Annotated in this window: 14 protein-coding genes; 10 read left to right on the top strand and 4 right to left on the bottom strand. The window is 61.7% G+C overall.

Features of this window, described 5'->3' with window-relative positions; all coding sequences use genetic code 11:
* Positions 1-244: 244 nt before the first annotated feature.
* Both NMA58_RS13725 and NMA58_RS13720 read left to right on the top strand, forming a co-directional pair.
* A complete protein-coding gene (locus tag NMA58_RS13725) occupies positions 245-628 on the top strand; it encodes a hypothetical protein (RefSeq protein ID WP_038690240.1) in 384 nt (127 codons plus the stop codon).
* Positions 629-847: 219 nt separating this feature from the next.
* Positions 848-1,258 carry a DUF4174 domain-containing protein gene (locus tag NMA58_RS13720; RefSeq protein ID WP_085778839.1) on the top strand — a complete coding sequence of 137 codons (411 nt, stop codon included), beginning with the start codon at positions 848-850 and terminating at the stop codon, positions 1,256-1,258.
* 28 nt (positions 1,259-1,286) lie between these two features.
* Here the strand turns inward: NMA58_RS13720 and NMA58_RS13715 are convergent, their stop codons facing one another.
* Positions 1,287-1,997 (bottom strand): GntR family transcriptional regulator, encoded by a 711-nt coding sequence (locus NMA58_RS13715; RefSeq protein WP_097597910.1) that lies wholly within the window; start codon positions 1,995-1,997, stop codon positions 1,287-1,289.
* Positions 1,998-2,265: 268 nt separating this feature from the next.
* On the opposite strand from NMA58_RS13715, the gene NMA58_RS13710 reads away from it, so the two are divergent.
* The 7 genes from NMA58_RS13710 to NMA58_RS13680 all read left to right on the top strand — a co-directional run bounded on the left by NMA58_RS13710 (position 2,266) and on the right by NMA58_RS13680 (position 8,648).
* On the top strand, positions 2,266-3,354 hold the full coding sequence (locus NMA58_RS13710) for an ABC transporter ATP-binding protein (RefSeq protein WP_434710617.1): 1,089 nt from the start codon (positions 2,266-2,268) through the stop codon (positions 3,352-3,354).
* 45 nt (positions 3,355-3,399) lie between these two features.
* Positions 3,400-4,698, top strand: coding sequence for an ABC transporter substrate-binding protein (locus NMA58_RS13705; RefSeq protein ID WP_183701826.1), 1,299 nt, complete (start codon positions 3,400-3,402; stop codon positions 4,696-4,698).
* 270 nt (positions 4,699-4,968) lie between these two features.
* Positions 4,969-5,883: an ABC transporter permease gene (locus tag NMA58_RS13700; RefSeq protein WP_434710614.1), complete on the top strand. Its 915-nt coding sequence runs from the start codon at positions 4,969-4,971 to the stop codon at positions 5,881-5,883.
* Between the two features lies 1 nt (position 5,884).
* Positions 5,885-6,706, top strand: a complete 822-nt coding sequence (locus tag NMA58_RS13695; RefSeq protein ID WP_434710612.1) for an ABC transporter permease — start codon at positions 5,885-5,887, stop codon at positions 6,704-6,706.
* A 1-nt stretch (position 6,707) separates the two neighbouring features.
* Positions 6,708-7,451 (top strand): aspartate/glutamate racemase family protein, encoded by a 744-nt coding sequence (locus tag NMA58_RS13690; RefSeq protein ID WP_085778833.1) that lies wholly within the window; start codon positions 6,708-6,710, stop codon positions 7,449-7,451.
* A 3-nt stretch (positions 7,452-7,454) separates the two neighbouring features.
* The gene (locus tag NMA58_RS13685; RefSeq protein ID WP_434710610.1) at positions 7,455-8,066 is read left to right on the top strand and encodes a flavin reductase family protein; all 612 of its coding nucleotides are present in this window, start codon (positions 7,455-7,457) and stop codon (positions 8,064-8,066) included.
* An 87-nt stretch (positions 8,067-8,153) separates the two neighbouring features.
* The gene (locus tag NMA58_RS13680; protein ID WP_434710608.1) at positions 8,154-8,648 is read left to right on the top strand and encodes a heme-degrading domain-containing protein; all 495 of its coding nucleotides are present in this window, start codon (positions 8,154-8,156) and stop codon (positions 8,646-8,648) included.
* Positions 8,649-8,712: 64 nt separating this feature from the next.
* Here the strand turns inward: NMA58_RS13680 and NMA58_RS13675 are convergent, their stop codons facing one another.
* Entirely contained in the window at positions 8,713-9,972 is a 1,260-nt protein-coding gene (locus tag NMA58_RS13675; protein ID WP_430958290.1) for an AGE family epimerase/isomerase, read from the bottom strand.
* Positions 9,973-10,140: 168 nt separating this feature from the next.
* Here NMA58_RS13675 and metH point away from each other — a divergent pair, with 168 nt between their 5' ends.
* Entirely contained in the window at positions 10,141-13,914 is a 3,774-nt protein-coding gene (metH, locus tag NMA58_RS13670; protein ID WP_434710605.1) for a methionine synthase, read from the top strand.
* A 92-nt stretch (positions 13,915-14,006) separates the two neighbouring features.
* On the opposite strand, the gene NMA58_RS13665 is transcribed toward metH, so the two are convergent.
* Together NMA58_RS13665 and NMA58_RS13660 are read right to left on the bottom strand one after the other, a co-directional pair.
* Positions 14,007-14,771: a GntR family transcriptional regulator gene (locus tag NMA58_RS13665; RefSeq protein ID WP_434710603.1), complete on the bottom strand. Its 765-nt coding sequence runs from the start codon at positions 14,769-14,771 to the stop codon at positions 14,007-14,009.
* Positions 14,768-15,652 (bottom strand): BadF/BadG/BcrA/BcrD ATPase family protein, encoded by an 885-nt coding sequence (locus NMA58_RS13660; RefSeq protein ID WP_434710601.1) that lies wholly within the window; start codon positions 15,650-15,652, stop codon positions 14,768-14,770. The genes NMA58_RS13665 and NMA58_RS13660 overlap by 4 nt, the downstream gene beginning before the upstream one ends.
* Positions 15,653-15,699: the final 47 nt, after the last annotated feature.

Raw genomic sequence — 15,699 nt, 5'->3', positions numbered from 1 at the left:
GCGGCAGGCATGGATTTTCACGAATCCGACTCATTGAGAAATTTTCGCCTAAAACATGCAGGAATTTCATGCGTTTAGGAAAACGGGTGCCGCCTCGGCCGAGAAATGGGCTTTATTCACGAAAGATTACTCTATAGAATCAATCGTGTTATTCGGTCCGCAGGGGCAAAAAACGCTGTGTTCCCCGCGTTCATGCTGACCGAGCCAGGAGGATTTTGGCTTAATCCATCAAGAGGAGACAGACATGATGAATGCCCTGCCGCCACTTCATAACGGCCACGCGCCGTTTACCCTCCAGCAGCTGTTTCGCGAAGCACTTTACGCCTTCGAGGAATGGGACAGCGAATTGACCGAACCGATCGTGACCCATGAAGGAAGGGTCATCCCGATCAGCTTCGTTTTCGAAGCCATGCGCGAATGCACCGACATCGTGCCGATGAATATCGTCGGCGCCGTCACCGAGCGGCTGACCAAGCCCTGGGAGGGCGAAGGTCCGCTTGACCAGATGACCTTCTCGACGGCCGCACGCGTCATGCGCGTGCTGGTGCGCAAACGCCTGCTTGCCAACGGCACTGCGGACCTCGTCGCCGTCTCGGCGCATGCCGCCGAGGACCAGAGCCGCGACTGACGGGAAAGGGATCGCGGCTAACGGATGTTGAGCTGCGATCCTTTTCCGCTTCGTCGGAACCTCCCCCATTTCCAGCCGTTTACTGCATGATCCCAGTTCGTACCGAATTTGGGAATTATTCAGTTATTCAGCGCTTTACAGCGTTCTCGCGCGTCTTGAATGCGCCGGCGCTGGAATGGCGCAGTCACAGCCCGTAGATGACGGGCGAGGAATAGCACCATGCTGAGATCCATCGTTCATGAAATCATCGGCACGCCGCGACGTGAGCCGGAACTTCCGCAATCGCTCGAGCAGTTTCGAGACAGCAAACGGGTGCTGATCATCTTCGCCGATGCGCAGGACGACCGCGCGGCAACCCAGGACGAATGGTTGCGGAACGCGCAGATGCGCCTCATCGAGGAAGACGTCGAAGTGTTCATCATCGCCGGCGGCGGCGCTTTCTCGCTGTTCGACGATGGCTGGGAACTTGATGCGGACGATATTCGCGAGCGGCTGCAAGGGCCATCTTACAGCGAGTTCGGGCTGATCCTGATCGGGCGTGACGGCGCGGTGAAGCTGCGTTCAAGCGAGCCGCGGACGGCGGAAGAGATTTTCGCCGCGCTGGACAAGCTGCCGAAGAAGGCGTCGTGATAGCTGCTGGCGACGTGCGCCCAACCGCTCAGAGTTCGAAGGCTTCCTTGAGGCCGAGGCTCTTGCGTTCGCGCAGGTCGAGATCGGACTCGATATGGGCGATATGATGCAGCATCAGCTGGCAGGCGCGGTCGAGTTCCTTGCCTTCGATCGCCGAGATGATATCGCCATGTTCGGAATGGCCGCAGCTGGAAGCGGTCGACTGGCCGTAGAGCGCGATGACGAGGGATGAGCGGGCGACGAGCTCCTCCATGAAGCGCTGCATGATGGCGTTGCCCGAAATTTCCGCCAGCATCAGGTGGAAATCGCCGGATGCCTTGATCTCGGCGCGCCGGGCCGTCTGGCCGCGCTCGCTCATCAGGCGGCCTTCTTCCTGCAAAAGCTCTCGCAGATTCCCGATGTCATCAGCGGTGATCCGCGCCGCCGCCTCGCGCAATATGCCGGGCTCGACGAGGCGCCGGGCGGAAAAGATCTGGCGGGCCTCATCAGGGGAGGGATAGGCGACGAAGGCGCCGCGGTTCTTCTCGACGCTGACGAGGCCCTCATAGGAAAGCGCCTGCAGCGCCGCGCGGGCAAGTGTGCGGCTGACATTGAAAAGATTGCCGACATCGCTTTCGGAAAGCTTGGTGCCGGGGGAAAGCCTGCGCTCGACGATTGCCTCGCGAATGGCATCGCGGATCTGATGCGCGCCGGTTTCGGCGACTTCTTCGGCCTGCATGGCCTTGGCGGCGGATTTCATGAAAACTATTCCCTGATGGCGGGCAAACCATACCCGGCTTCGCGGCAAAAGTTAAACGGAATTTGTCATCGAAATGGCGGCTAAATTGTATACGATTTTTTGAGTAAATTGCAGACGATAGCCTAAATCATGTGCAGACGATGCGGTGCTTATAAAATGGGCCTGCGCGGCTTTGAGTGTTAAAATCCTTTCCCGCTAAGGGCTTAGTTGGCGTTGGAAGCGATTGGCACGGCAGATGCATCATCTTTCCCGAACAGGGGAAGGCATGATGTCGAAAGCGGCAGAGATCGATATAGTATCCGTTTCGAAGGTCTACGGAGCGACGACGGCCGTGCACGGGATCAGCCTGAAGATTCCGGCCGGTTCCTATTGCTGCTTCCTCGGCCCGTCGGGCTGCGGCAAGACCTCGACGCTGCGCATGATCGCCGGCCATGAGAGCATTTCTTCCGGCGACATCAGGCTCGGCAAAACGGTCGTCACCGATCTTCCGCCGGCCAGGCGCGGCACGGCTATGATGTTCCAGTCCTATGCGCTCTTCCCGCATCTCGACCTGGTCGACAATGTCGCCTTCAGCCTGAAGATGAAGGGCGTCGACAAGGCGGAGCGGCGGGCCAAGGCGCTTGAGATCCTGAAGCTGATGCAGATGGAGCCCTATGCCAACAGGCGTCCGGCTCAGCTTTCGGGCGGCCAGCAGCAGCGTGTGGCGCTGGCCCGCGCCTTGATTACCGATCCGGAGGCGCTGCTGCTCGACGAGCCACTGTCGGCGCTCGATCCCTTCCTGAAGATCCGTATGCGCGCAGAGCTCAAGAAGCTGCAGAAGTCGCTCGGCATCACCTTCGTCCATGTCACCCACAGCCAGGAAGAGGCGATGGCGCTCGCCGACGTCATCGTCATCATGAATGACGGCCGGATCGAGCAGGCGGCGGCACCCCGCGAGGTTTTCGAGAAGCCGGCAACCGCCTTCGTCGCGCGGTTCATGGGTGATCACAACGTCTTGTCCGGCCGGGTGACGTCGAGCGCGGACGGCATGCTCGTCATGACCGTGCCGGAGGGGCAGAGCTTTTCCGTGCGGGGCGAGGGCAGGGAAGTCGGCGAACCTGTCGATATCGGCATCCGCACTGATCGCGTGCGTCTGCAGGTGGCGACAGAGTGGACGCTTGGCTTCAACGGCATAGTCTCCAACGTCGAATATCGGGGCTCCTCGGTGAAGATCACCGTTTTCGGCGCCGGCAGCGACGATTTCACCGTCATTGCTGACGATAGCGACTATTTCGCCCGTCCGGTCGCCGTAGGCGACGCGGTCTCGCTCAGCTGGGAACGTGAGGATGCGGTGCTTCTCGGCCGAGCCTCTGCATGAACAATCAAAAACATCAACTTCCACATCAAGAAAAGGGGAACTGACATGACGACTGAAACGACATCGACTAAGGCGGAAAAGGGTCTTTCCCGCCGCACGCTCTTGAAGACGGGTGCTGCCGCCGTCGGCGCCATCGCCGGCTCCGGAGCCATCACCGGCTTTCCCACGATCTGGGCGAAGACGAACATCACGCTTCGCCAGTTCGGCACTGGCGTTTCGAACATCAACGCCATCGCCGAGAAGTGCAAAGCCGATCTCGGCATCACGCTGGAGATGACCGCGACTGATTCCGACGCTGCCGCCCAGCGTGCCGTCACCCAGCCCGACAGCTACGACATCGCCGACATCGAATACTGGATCGCCAAGAAGGTATTTCCAACAGGCGTGCTGCAGCCGATGGACGTCAAGAAGCTCAAATATTACGACAAGATCGTGCCGCTCTTCATCAACGGCAAGATGAAGCCGGACAGCGTCATCGCCCAGGGCACTGCACCACACACTGTCGGCTTCGTCGAGGCGCAGGGCGCAAAGAAGTTCGCCAAGGAGCCGACGCAGTGGATGACGATGGTTCCCACCATCTACAATGCCGATACGCTCGGCATTCGTCCCGATCTCGTCGGCCGCGACATTACCACCTGGGCCGATATCATGGATCCCAAGTTCAAGGGCAAGACATCCATCCTCAACATCCCGTCGATCGGCATCATGGATGCGGCGATGATCATGGAAGCCATGGGCAACATCAAATATGCCGACAAGGGCAACATGACCAAGGAAGAGATCGACAAGACGATCGAATTCCTCATCAAGGCCAAGAGCGACGGCCAGTTCCGTGCCTTCTGGAAGAGCTTCGACGAGTCGGTCAACCTGATGGCTTCGGGCGAGGTCGTCATCCAGTCGATGTGGTCGCCGGCCGTCGCCGCCGTCCGCTCCAAGGGCATCGCGTGCAAATACCAGCCGCTCAAGGAAGGTTATCGCGCCTGGGGCGGCGGCCTCGGCCTTGCCTCGCATCTGAAGGGCGCACAGCTCGATGCGGCGTACGAATACATCAACTGGTATACGTCGGGCTGGGTCGGCGGTTATCTCAACCGCCAGGGCTACTACTCCGCCTGCATGGAGACGGCCAAGAACTTCATGACGGCAGACGAATGGGGTTACTGGATCGAGGGCAAGCCGGCGCAGGGCGATATCCTCTCTCCCGAAGGCAAGGTCATGGAAAAGGCCGGTGCGGTGCGCGACGGCGGTTCCTTCGAAGCCCGCATGGGTGCGGTCGCCTGCTGGAACTCGGTCATGGACGAGGACCGCTACATGGTCCGCCGCTGGAACGAGTTCATCGCAGCTTGATCCCTCCTGGAGGGCGGGGAGCTGCTGTCTTTCGCTGACGCTCAAAACGTCGGTTCGCTCCGCCCCCTCAACTGCCCTTCGGGCATCTTCTCCCCCGCTGGGGAGAAGCGGGAGTTTTGCGGGCGGGCCGCATGACGACAGGTGGAGTTGTGGTAGCGGAGACGCTGCCACGATTCTCTTCTCCCCAGCGGGGAGAAGGTGCCGGCAGGCGGATGAGGGGGCCGCACCCACCTTTGTTCCGCTTGATGTAATCAGAACGGAGAACCGGATATGGCGACCATTGCAGTGGAAACGGAGGAAGGCAGCCGCGGCGCAGGCGGCAGACGTTCTTTCCGCCTCTCCCCCTCAGCCATCTCCTACCTCCAGGCGACGCCGCTGATCGCCATCCTCGGCTTCTTCTTCCTGCTGCCGATCGCCATGATCGCTGTCGTCAGCTTCTGGGATTATGACTTCGCCGGCCTCTATCCTGATTTCCTCACCATGAACTACACCGACACGCTCGGCTCATGGGTGACGTGGAAGACCTATCTCAACACGCTGAAATTCACTGCCATCGTCTGGGCGCTGACGCTCGTCATCGGCTTCTGGGTCGCCTATTTCCTGGCATTCCACATCCGCAAGACTTCGACGCAGATGATCCTCTTCCTCGTCTGCACCGTCCCGTTCATGACCTCGAACATCATTCGCATGATCTCCTGGATCCCGGTGCTCGGACGCAACGGCCTGGTCAATTCGGCGCTGATCAAGATGGGCATCATTCCGCAGCCGATCGAATGGCTGCTCTATTCCGATTTCGCCGTCGTGCTTGCCATGGTGCATCTCTATACCTTGTTCATGGTGACGCCGATCTTCAACACGCTGATGCGCATCGACCGGTCGCTGTTCGAGGCGGCGCGCGATGCCGGCGCATCGGGCTGGCAGGTGCTGTGGAACGTCGTCATTCCGCTTGCCAAACCCGGCATGGCGATCGGCACGATCTTCGTCGTCACGCTCGTGATGGCGGACTTTTCGACGGTGCAGGTGATGTCCGGCGGCCAGAGCGCCTCGGTAGCGCTGATGATGAAGAACCAGATGTCGCTGCTGCAATATCCGGCGGCCGCCGCCAATGCGGTGGTCCTGCTTGCGGTCGTGCTGCTGATGGTCGCCGCCATCCTGCGGGTCGTTGATATCCGCAAGGAGCTTTGAGATGAATCACGAAAAACGCGGCCTCGAATTCTATATGCTGGCGATCTTCTTCGTCGTCTTCGTGCTGTTCCTCTACGGTCCGCTCTCGGCGATCCTGATCCTCTCCTTCCAGGGACCGGATGGTGGCCTGACCTTCCCGATGAACGGCGTTTCCACGCACTGGTTCTTCAACTTGTTCGAAAAGCAGGCGGTCGGCGATTTCGGTGCCTCGTTCCGTCGCTCCTTCACCCTCGGGCTGATGGTGATGGTTGTGACCGTCGTCGTGTCGCTGCTGGCCGGCCTTGCCTTCCGCCGCCGTTTCCGCGGTTCGACTGTGCTGTTCTACGCCACGGTCGCCAGCCTGGTCGTGCCGTCGATCATCATTTCGCTCGGCATCGGCGTGGTTTTTCAGGAGGGCGGTCTCAAGCCCGCATGGTATTCCTCGGCCTTCGGCGCACATCTGACCTGGACGCTGCCCTTCGGCGTATTGATCATGTTTGCCGTCTTCAACCGTTTCTCGCCCGCTTACGAGGAGGCGGCCCGCGACCTCGGCGCCACCTCCTGGCAGACCTTCCGCCACGTCGTGCTGCCGATGATCGCACCGAGCCTGATCGGCGTCGGGCTGTTCGGCTTCACGCTGTCCTATGACGAATTCGCGCGCACACTGATGACGTCGGGCAGCTACAATACGCTGCCGCTCGAAATCTACGGCATGACCACCAACGTCACGACGCCGGTGCTCTACGCTCTCGGCACGGTGACGACGCTGTTTTCTTTCACCATCATTCTCATCGCGCTCGGCATCATGACCATGCTGGGGCGGCGGCAGGCAAAGATAGACTGATATGCGCATCCTCATCGTCAATCCGAATACCACGGCCTCCATGACCGAGAAGGCTGCGGCCGCCGCGCGTGCGGTGGCGGCGTCCGGCACGGAGATCGTCGCCGCGACATCCAGCATGGGGCCGGTCTCCATCGAGGGACATTATGACGGGGCGCTCGCGATTCCTGGCCTGCTCTTGGAACTTAAGGAGCGGCAGGCGGCGGGTTACGACGCGGCGGTGATTGCCTGCTTCGACGATACCGGGCTCGAAGCGGCGCGGAGTTTTGCCGATGTACCGATTCTCGGTCTCTGCGAATCCGCCGTGGTCACGGCGGGCTTCCTGGCGCAGCGTTTCACCGTGGTGACGACGCTGGAGCGGTCAAGGGTGCTGATCGACAATCTGGTACGCCGCTACGGCATGGGCGACCGGGCGAAGGTGCGCGCCTCTGATATTCCGGTGCTGGAGTTGGAAAACGCGGCCTCGGGCGCGATCGGCAAGCTGAGGGCTGAGATTGAGCGGGCGCTTGTCGAAGACGGGGCCGAAGCGATCGTGCTCGGCTGCGCCGGCATGACCGATCTGGCCAGGGAATTGCAGGAGATTTACGGCGTGCCCGTCGTCGACGGTGTCGCGGCCGCCGTCAAGCAAGCCGAGGCGCTGGTGTCGCTCGGGCTTTCCACCAGCAAGCGCGGCTCCTACGCCTCGCCGCTGCCGAAACCCTTTATGGGCGCAATGAGCGGTTTCTCGCCGGCCCCGAAAATCGGCTGAACCATGGCGGTCTCCTTCGATTTCAAAGAGCTCAGCGAGCGCGAGCGTTACAAGCTGATGATCGGCACGATCATCCCGCGGCCGATCGCGCTGGTGACGACGGTCGACGAACATGGCCGGATCAACGCCGCGCCCTTCAGCTTCTTCAACTGCCTGTCGGCCGATCCGCCGATCCTGGCGATCGGCGTCGAGAACAATGCCGACATGTCGTTCAAAGACACCGGCCACAATATTCGCCTGACCGAGGTCTTCACGGTCAACATCGTCTCCTTCGCCATCGCCGAGGCCATGCATGTCTGCGGCGCGAAATATCCGCGTGGTGTCGACGAGTTGAAGCAGGCGGGGTTGACGGCGATACCTGGCGCGAAGGTGGCGTCGCCCTTTATCGCCGAGGCGCCGGCCGCCTTCGAATGCCGGCGGCATGTGACGCTGGAGCTCGGCCGCTCACGGCAGATTATCCTCGGTGACATCGTCTATGCGCATTACCGCGACGGCGTCGTCGATCCGGAACGGCTGCATGTCGATCCGGCCGCGGTCGATGCCATTGCTCGATTGGGCGGCGATACCTGCGCCACCATCCGCGACCGTTTCGAAATGCTGACGCCGAAGCTCTGACTTCTCCTTAGGCCAAGTTTTGCTTTACTTTTTCTCTCCTGATGAGAATGGTCTGCAGCGGATCATTGCAGGAGAGGAGCGCCTATCATGACAATCGACAACGATCTCAGTCGGATCGCCGAGCAGGAAAAGGCGCTGAGCTTCGATGCCTTCGATCTCAACACTGCCTGGCAGCTCGGCAAGCTTCTGCAGGAGCTCGCCAGCGAGCGCGGCCTCGGCATCGCAATCGATGTGACGCTGCATTCGATGCCGGTCTTCTATGCCGCGCTCCCGGGCGTGACGCCGGACAACGTCAATTGGGTCAGGCGCAAGCGCAACATGGTGCTGCGTTATTTTCGCAGCAGCTATGCCTCCGGCCTGAAGCTCAGCAAGGATGGCAAGACGGTCGAGGACAACGGGCTTGATGGCGCCGATTATGCGCCGCATGGCGGCAGTTTTCCGATCAATGTCAAAGGCACGGGTTGCATCGGCGCGGTCACCGTCTCCGGTCTGCCGCAGCGCGACGACCACAATCTTGTGGTCGAGGCCCTGGCGCTGATGCTGGCGAAGGATCTCGATACGTTGCGGCTCTCACCGCTGTGACCCGGCCGCATCTGCCGGAACAATCCGACCGCCGGAGGGTCGGCGCCGGCCGCTGAAACAGCCGTCAGAGCCTGCCGCCGGCCTCGGCGATGCCCTTCGTCAGGCTGCCCGTTGCCGGGAAAAGCGGGATGAGGCAGGCCTGCAGGGCGTGATAAATGTCGCCCTTGCCGGGGAAGAGCGCGTGCGAGGGAACGAGATCCTCCGTCAGTTCCTCGTGCCAGCCGCCGTTCCTGTGGTCGATGAAGGCGCGTTCGATCACGTTCCAGATCTTGCGGTAGCATTCCTCGTGATAGTCGCTCGGCAGGTGCTCATTGAGGAAATGCGCGGCAGCCGCACCCTCGCAGGCCGGCCACCAGAGCTTGTTGCGCTTGGCCGGTTTGTCGTCCCAGTCGAGCGTGTAGAAGAAGCCGCCCTTGTCATTGTCCCAGCCGAGGGCCATGGATTGTTCGAAAAGGGCTTTCGCCGCATCCGGCATCCATTCGATGCGTTTGCCTCCGAGGGCCCAGAGCTGCAGGATGAGGCGCGCCCATTCTAACCAGTGGCCTGGCGTCGTGCCGGCCGGGCGGAACATTTCGTTTGGATGATAGTAATCCTTGTCGAGGTTCCATTCGGCGTCGAAATGTTCGGCGACGCGCCAGTCGACCGAACCGGCCGCACGGCGGATGACGAGATCGGCGATGCTTTCGGCCTTGGCGAGGTAATCCCTGTCGCCGGTGACTTCGAAGGCCGCCATCAGAGCCTCGGTCAGGTGCATGTTGGAATTCTGGCCGCGATAGGCGCCGCCGTCGAGCGGCTGCCAGTCGGCGGTGAATTCCTCGGCGATCGCGCCGTGGCGCGGTTCCCAGAACTTCTTGTTCAGGATCTCGGTGATATCGGCCAGCATACCGTCGGCCAGCGGATGCCCGATTGTCTTTGCCGAGGAGGCGGCGAGCAGGACGAAAGCGTGGCCGTAGCCCTGCTTGTTGGAATCGACCGGACCGTCATTGTCGAGCGACCAGAAGTAGCCGCCGTTCTTGCGGTCACGATGGTGGTTCCAGAGATAGTCCATGCCGTGATCGACGACGTCGGAGGCGCCGGGACGCCCGAGCAGGGCGCCGATCGAGAAACAATGGACCGCGCGCGCCGCAATATGGATGCCGCGCACCTGGCCCTCGGCATCGAGCGGCCTACCGGTGCTGTCGAGATCGTAGAAGCCACCCTTGGGATTGATCGAATCGTGCTGAAAGAAATCGAAGAGGCCATTTGCCTGCGCCAGCAGCCAGCTGCGGTGATAGGCGCGGCTTGTCCAGTTTCCAAGCGCGGCGTTGCCGGTTGCGGGTGCCATGATACTCCTCCGATTTCGTGCACAAGCCTAGCAAAGGCCTATATAGAGCTCGTGCGAGCCTGTCATCGGCGAAGCTTTGCAAAGCACGAAATCGATAGCCATATATTGACATAAAGATATCTTTATGTGATCTGGAAGTCTGGTCTTACGACGTCAAGGAGCCCTCCCGTGTTTGATACTCTCTTTGGTCCGGAAACGGGCAAGCGTGACGGCAGTGAAGTTTTCGCCGCTTTGAAGAAAGCCGCGAGCGAGCGCATCCTTGTTCTCGACGGCGCCATGGGCACGCAGATCCAGGGGCTCGGTTATGACGAAGATCAGTTCCGCGGCACCCGCTTCATCGGCTGCGCCTGCCATCAGAAGGGCAATAACGATCTTCTGATCCTGACCCAGCCGGATGCGATCGAAGAGATCCATTACAAATATGCCAAGGCCGGCGCCGATATTCTGGAGACCAACACCTTCTCCTCGACCCGCATCGCCCAGGCCGATTACCAGATGGAAGGCGCCGTCTACGACCTCAACAAGGAAGGTGCCGAAATCGTGCGCCGGGCAGCAATCCGCGCCGAGCGCGAGGACGGCCGCCGCCGCTTCGTCGCCGGCGCCATCGGTCCAACCAACCGTACCGCATCGATCTCGCCCGACGTCAACAATCCCGGTTTCCGTGCCGTCACCTTCGACGATCTGCGCGACGCCTATGGCGAGCAGATCGACGGGCTGGTCGACGGCGGCGCCGACATCATCCTGATCGAGACGATCTTCGACACACTGAACGCCAAGGCGGCGATCTTCGCCTGCGAGGAACGCTTCGAGGCCAAGGGCGTGCGACTGCCGGTGATGATCTCCGGCACGATCACCGACCTTTCCGGCCGCACGCTCTCCGGCCAGACGCCGTCAGCCTTCTGGAACTCGGTGCGCCACGCCAATCCTTTTACGATCGGGTTGAACTGCGCCCTCGGGGCGAACGCGATGCGTCCGCATCTGCAGGAGCTTTCGGGCGTTGCCGATACTTTCATCTGCGCCTATCCGAATGCCGGCCTGCCGAACGAGTTCGGCCAGTATGACGAAACGCCGGAGTTGATGGCGGCGCAGATCGACAGTTTCGCGCGTGAAGGCCTGGTCAATATTGTCGGCGGCTGCTGCGGCTCGACGCCGGAGCATATCCGGGCGATCGCCGAGACTGTCGCCAAATACAAGCCGCGGCCGATCCCGGAGCATCGTCCTTTCATGTCGTTGTCGGGCCTCGAGCCCTTCGAACTGACCAAGGACATTCCCTTCGTCAATGTCGGCGAGCGCACCAACGTCACCGGCTCGGCGAAGTTCCGCAAGCTGATCACCAATGCCGATTACACGGCAGCCCTAGATGTCGCCCGCGACCAGGTAGAAAACGGCGCGCAGGTGATCGACATCAACATGGACGAAGGCCTGATCGATTCCGAAAGGGCGATGGTCGAGTTCCTCAACCTGATCGCTGCCGAGCCCGACATCGCCCGCGTGCCCGTGATGATCGACTCGTCGAAATTCTCGATCATCGAATCCGGCCTGAAGCGGGTGCAGGGCAAGCCGATCGTCAACTCGATCTCGCTGAAGGAAGGCGAGGAAAATTTCCTCGCACAGGCACGGCTTTTGCGCAATTACGGCGCCGCCGTCGTCGTCATGGCCTTCGACGAAACGGGACAAGCCGACAGTTATGAGCGCAAGGTGGAAATCTGCGAGCGCGCCTATAAGCTGCTGACCGAGAAGATCGGGTTCCCGCCCGAGGACATTATCTTCGACCCGAACATCTTCGCGGTCGCGACCGGCATCGAAGAGCACAATAACTACGGCGTCGACTTCATCGAGGCGACGCGGACGATCCGTGAGCGCATGCCGCTCGTGCATATCTCGGGCGGCGTCTCCAACCTGTCCTTCTCCTTCCGTGGCAACGAGCCGGTGCGCGAGGCGATGCATGCCGTGTTCCTCTACCACGCCATCCAGGCGGGCATGGACATGGGCATCGTCAATGCCGGCCAGCTCGCCGTCTATGACAACATCGACCCCGAACTGCGCGAAGCCTGCGAGGACGTTGTGCTGAACCGCCGTCCCGATAGCACCGAGCGGCTACTCGAAGTGGCCGAGCGTTTCCGTGGCGCCGGGGCAAAGGAGGGTCGTGTCCAGGATCTCTCCTGGCGCGAATGGAGCGTGGAGAAGCGTCTTGAACATGCGCTTGTCAACGGCATCACCGAATACATCGAGACCGATACCGAAGAAGCGCGCCGGCAGGCGGCCCGTCCGCTGCACGTCATCGAAGGGCCGCTGATGGCCGGCATGAATGTCGTCGGCGACCTGTTCGGCTCGGGCAAGATGTTCCTGCCGCAGGTGGTCAAGTCGGCGCGGGTCATGAAGCAGGCCGTCGCCGTCTTGCTTCCCTACATGGAAGAGGAAAAGCGCCTCAACGGCGGCGACGACCGACAGTCGGCCGGCAAGATCCTGATGGCGACCGTCAAGGGCGACGTGCACGATATCGGCAAGAACATCGTCGGCGTCGTGCTCGCCTGCAACAACTATGAGATCGTCGATCTCGGCGTCATGGTGCCGGCAACGAAGATCCTCGAAACGGCGATCGCCGAAAAGGTCGACGTCATCGGTCTTTCCGGGCTGATCACGCCGTCGCTCGACGAGATGGTGCATGTTGCGTCCGAGATGGAACGGCAGGGCTTCGAGATCCCGCTGCTGATCGGCGGCGCCACGACCAGCCGCGTGCATACGGCCGTGAAGATCCATCCGGGCTATAACAAGGGCCAGGCGGTCTATGTCACCGATGCGAGCCGCGCGGTCGGCGTCGTCTCGGCGCTGCTCTCGCCGGAAACCCGGCAGGGCTATGTCGACGATGTAAGAGCCGAATATGCCAAGGTGGCGGCCGCGCATGCCCGCAGCGAAGCGGAGAAGGTGCGCCTGCCGTTGGCACGGGCCCGCGAGAATGCGCACAAGACCGACTGGTCGGCCTATCAGCCGACGAAGCCGCAATTCTTCGGCACGCGGGTGTTCGAGGATTACGATCTGGCGGAGCTTGCCAGATACATCGACTGGACGCCGTTCTTCCAGACTTGGGAATTGCGCGGCCGTTTCCCCGCCATTCTCGAAGACGAGAAGCAGGGCGAGGCGGCGCGTGCGCTCTGGGCCGATGCCCAGGCCATGCTGAGAAAGATCATCGACGAAAAGTGGTTCCGGCCGCGCGCCGTCATCGGCTTCTGGCCGGCCGGCGCCGTCGGCGACGATATCCGCCTCTTCACCGACGAAAGCCGCAGCAAGAAGCTTGCGACTTTTTACACGCTTCGTCAGCAGCTTTCGAAGCGGGACGGGCGGGCGAATGTCGCGCTTTCGGACTTCGTCGCGCCTGTCACGAGCGGGGTCCAGGATTATGTCGGCGGTTTCGTGGTGACAGCCGGAATCGAGGAAATCGCTATCGCCGAACGCTTCGAACGGTCGAACGACGACTATTCCTCGATCCTCGTCAAGGCGTTGGCCGACCGCTTCGCCGAAGCTTTCGCCGAGCGCATGCATGAGCAGGTGCGGCGCGAATATTGGGGCTATGCGAGGGATGAGCAGCTCAGTAACGAGGATCTCATCGGCGAAGCCTATGCCGGTATCCGCCCGGCGCCGGGTTACCCCGCTCAGCCCGACCACACGGAAAAGGCAACGCTCTTCAAGCTGCTCGATGCGGAAAAGGCGGCTGGCGTGAAGCTGACGGAGAGCTACGCGATGTGGCCCGGCTCGTCCGTATCCGGCCTCTATATCGGCCATCCCGACTCCTATTATTTCGGCGTCGCCAAGGTGGAGCGGGACCAGGTGGAAGACTATGCCAAGCGCAAGGGCATGGAGATTGCCGAAGTCGAGCGCTGGCTCGGGCCGGTACTGAACTACGTGCCGCGCAAGACGGATGACGAGATCGAGGACGCGGCATAAAGACCGCCCGTCGCCGTTCTTAATGCGATGAATCAAGAGACGATGAAGCCGGAAAGTGATCACTTTCCGACTTCATGCTTAAACTCAAGAGGTCAACTCACCCCGATCGTCAGCTCGGCCACGAAGTCGTAAGCGTCGCCGCGATAGAGCGAGCGGGTGAATTCCACCGCGCGGCCGGAGCCGAGATAGGAGATGCGCTCGATCGACAGGCCGGCTGCACCCACCGGGACGCCGAGAAGCTGGGCGTCGGCTTCCTTCATATTAGTCGCCGAAATACGCTGCACGGCACGCACCGGACGGACGTTCAGGCGTTCGAGCTCGGCGTAGAGCGAATTGGTGACGGCGGACGGGTCCGGCAGGAATTCGCCGGAGACGCTGGCGTTTTCGATTGCCAATGGCTGGTCGTCGGCGATGCGCAGTCGCGAGAGTCGCGACACCTTCATGCCGGCGGGTAGGCCAAGGATCATCATTTCGTCGGGCGAGGGGGTATGCACGCCCTTGTGCAGCCATTCGGAGCGGGAGGACATGCCGCGGCGCGCCATGTCCTCGGTGAAAGAGGTGAGCTGCGACAGGCGCTGCTCGACCTTGGAGACTGGTTTGGCGACGAAGGTGCCCGAGCCGTGGCGGCGCACCAGCAGGCCATCGGCGACGAGCTCGTCGATCGCCTTGCGGACGGTGACGCGGCTGACGGCGGCAAATTCGGCGATGTCGCGTTCCGGCGGCAGCGCATCGCCGTGGCCGAGCGTGCCGGTGCGCACGGCTTCTTCGAGCGTGCGGCGCAGCTTGACATAAAGCGGGCCGGTACCCGCCGCCTGCAGGCGCTGCAAAGACAGGAGGGTGGCGAGATCGTCGGTCATGCCGCACCTCTCCGCTGATCGTTGAGGAGCTTGACCGCGAGTTCCACCGCGCCCTGCAGGGCATCGTTCTTCGGCCTGGCGAGCAGCGGCTTGTAGCGTTCGGAAAGCCAGGGCTCGTAGGCTTCCGCAAGACCGCCGAGCAGGCAGATCGACGGGCATTCCGGCCAGAGCAGCGCGTCGAGGCTTTCGCCGATCGCCGTTGCGGCGTCCCTGACGATACCGACCGCGACGACGTCGCCTTCTGCCGCATGTTTGAAGACCATGGGCGCGTAACGGGCAAAATCCGTTGGCCGTGCCGTATGGGCGAAATTGACGATCTGCTCCGGGTCGTTGCCGTATTCGGTCATGACCGCTTCGGTGATCGGCGATGCCGGGCGCACCCCGTCACAGGCGAGTAGCGACCGTTCCATGAGGTCACGGCCGAGGCGGGCGCCGCTTGCCTGGTCGCCGACAACGAAGCCCCAGCCGCCGATGCCCTTCAGCCGGCCATCCCTTCGCGCATTATAGACCGAACCGGTGCCGAAGGCGCCGACGATGCCGTCGGCATCGCCGAGCGCGCCCTGTAGGGAGATCAAGGCATCGGTGACGACACAGGCTTGGGCAAAGGGCAGGGCTCTTTCGATTCGTTTGCCATAGTCTAAGACGTTGGCGCCCGCGACGCCGACGACCGATACAACGGAGGATAGGGCTTCAGCGTTGAGACCAGCGTCGCTGAGCGCCTGCCGGGCGGATTCGACGATGTTGAGCAGGGAGTTTTCCAGGTCGGACAGGATATTGGCAGGGCCTGCCTTACCGCGGCCAAGGACGTTGCCGTTTCTATCCGCGACCGCTGCCCGGCAGCTCGTCCCGCCGCCGTCTATGCCGATTGCAAGCTCCGTCATCGGGCCTCCGATATGCCGTTCTCCCTGGTTTTTCTTACAATACCAAA

The organism is Rhizobium sp. YTUHZ045 (assembly GCF_051124255.1).
GTDB lineage: Bacteria > Pseudomonadota > Alphaproteobacteria > Rhizobiales > Rhizobiaceae > Rhizobium.
The sequence above is the reverse complement of the archived record's forward strand: the minus strand, read 5'-3'. Positions and strand labels throughout refer to the sequence as shown.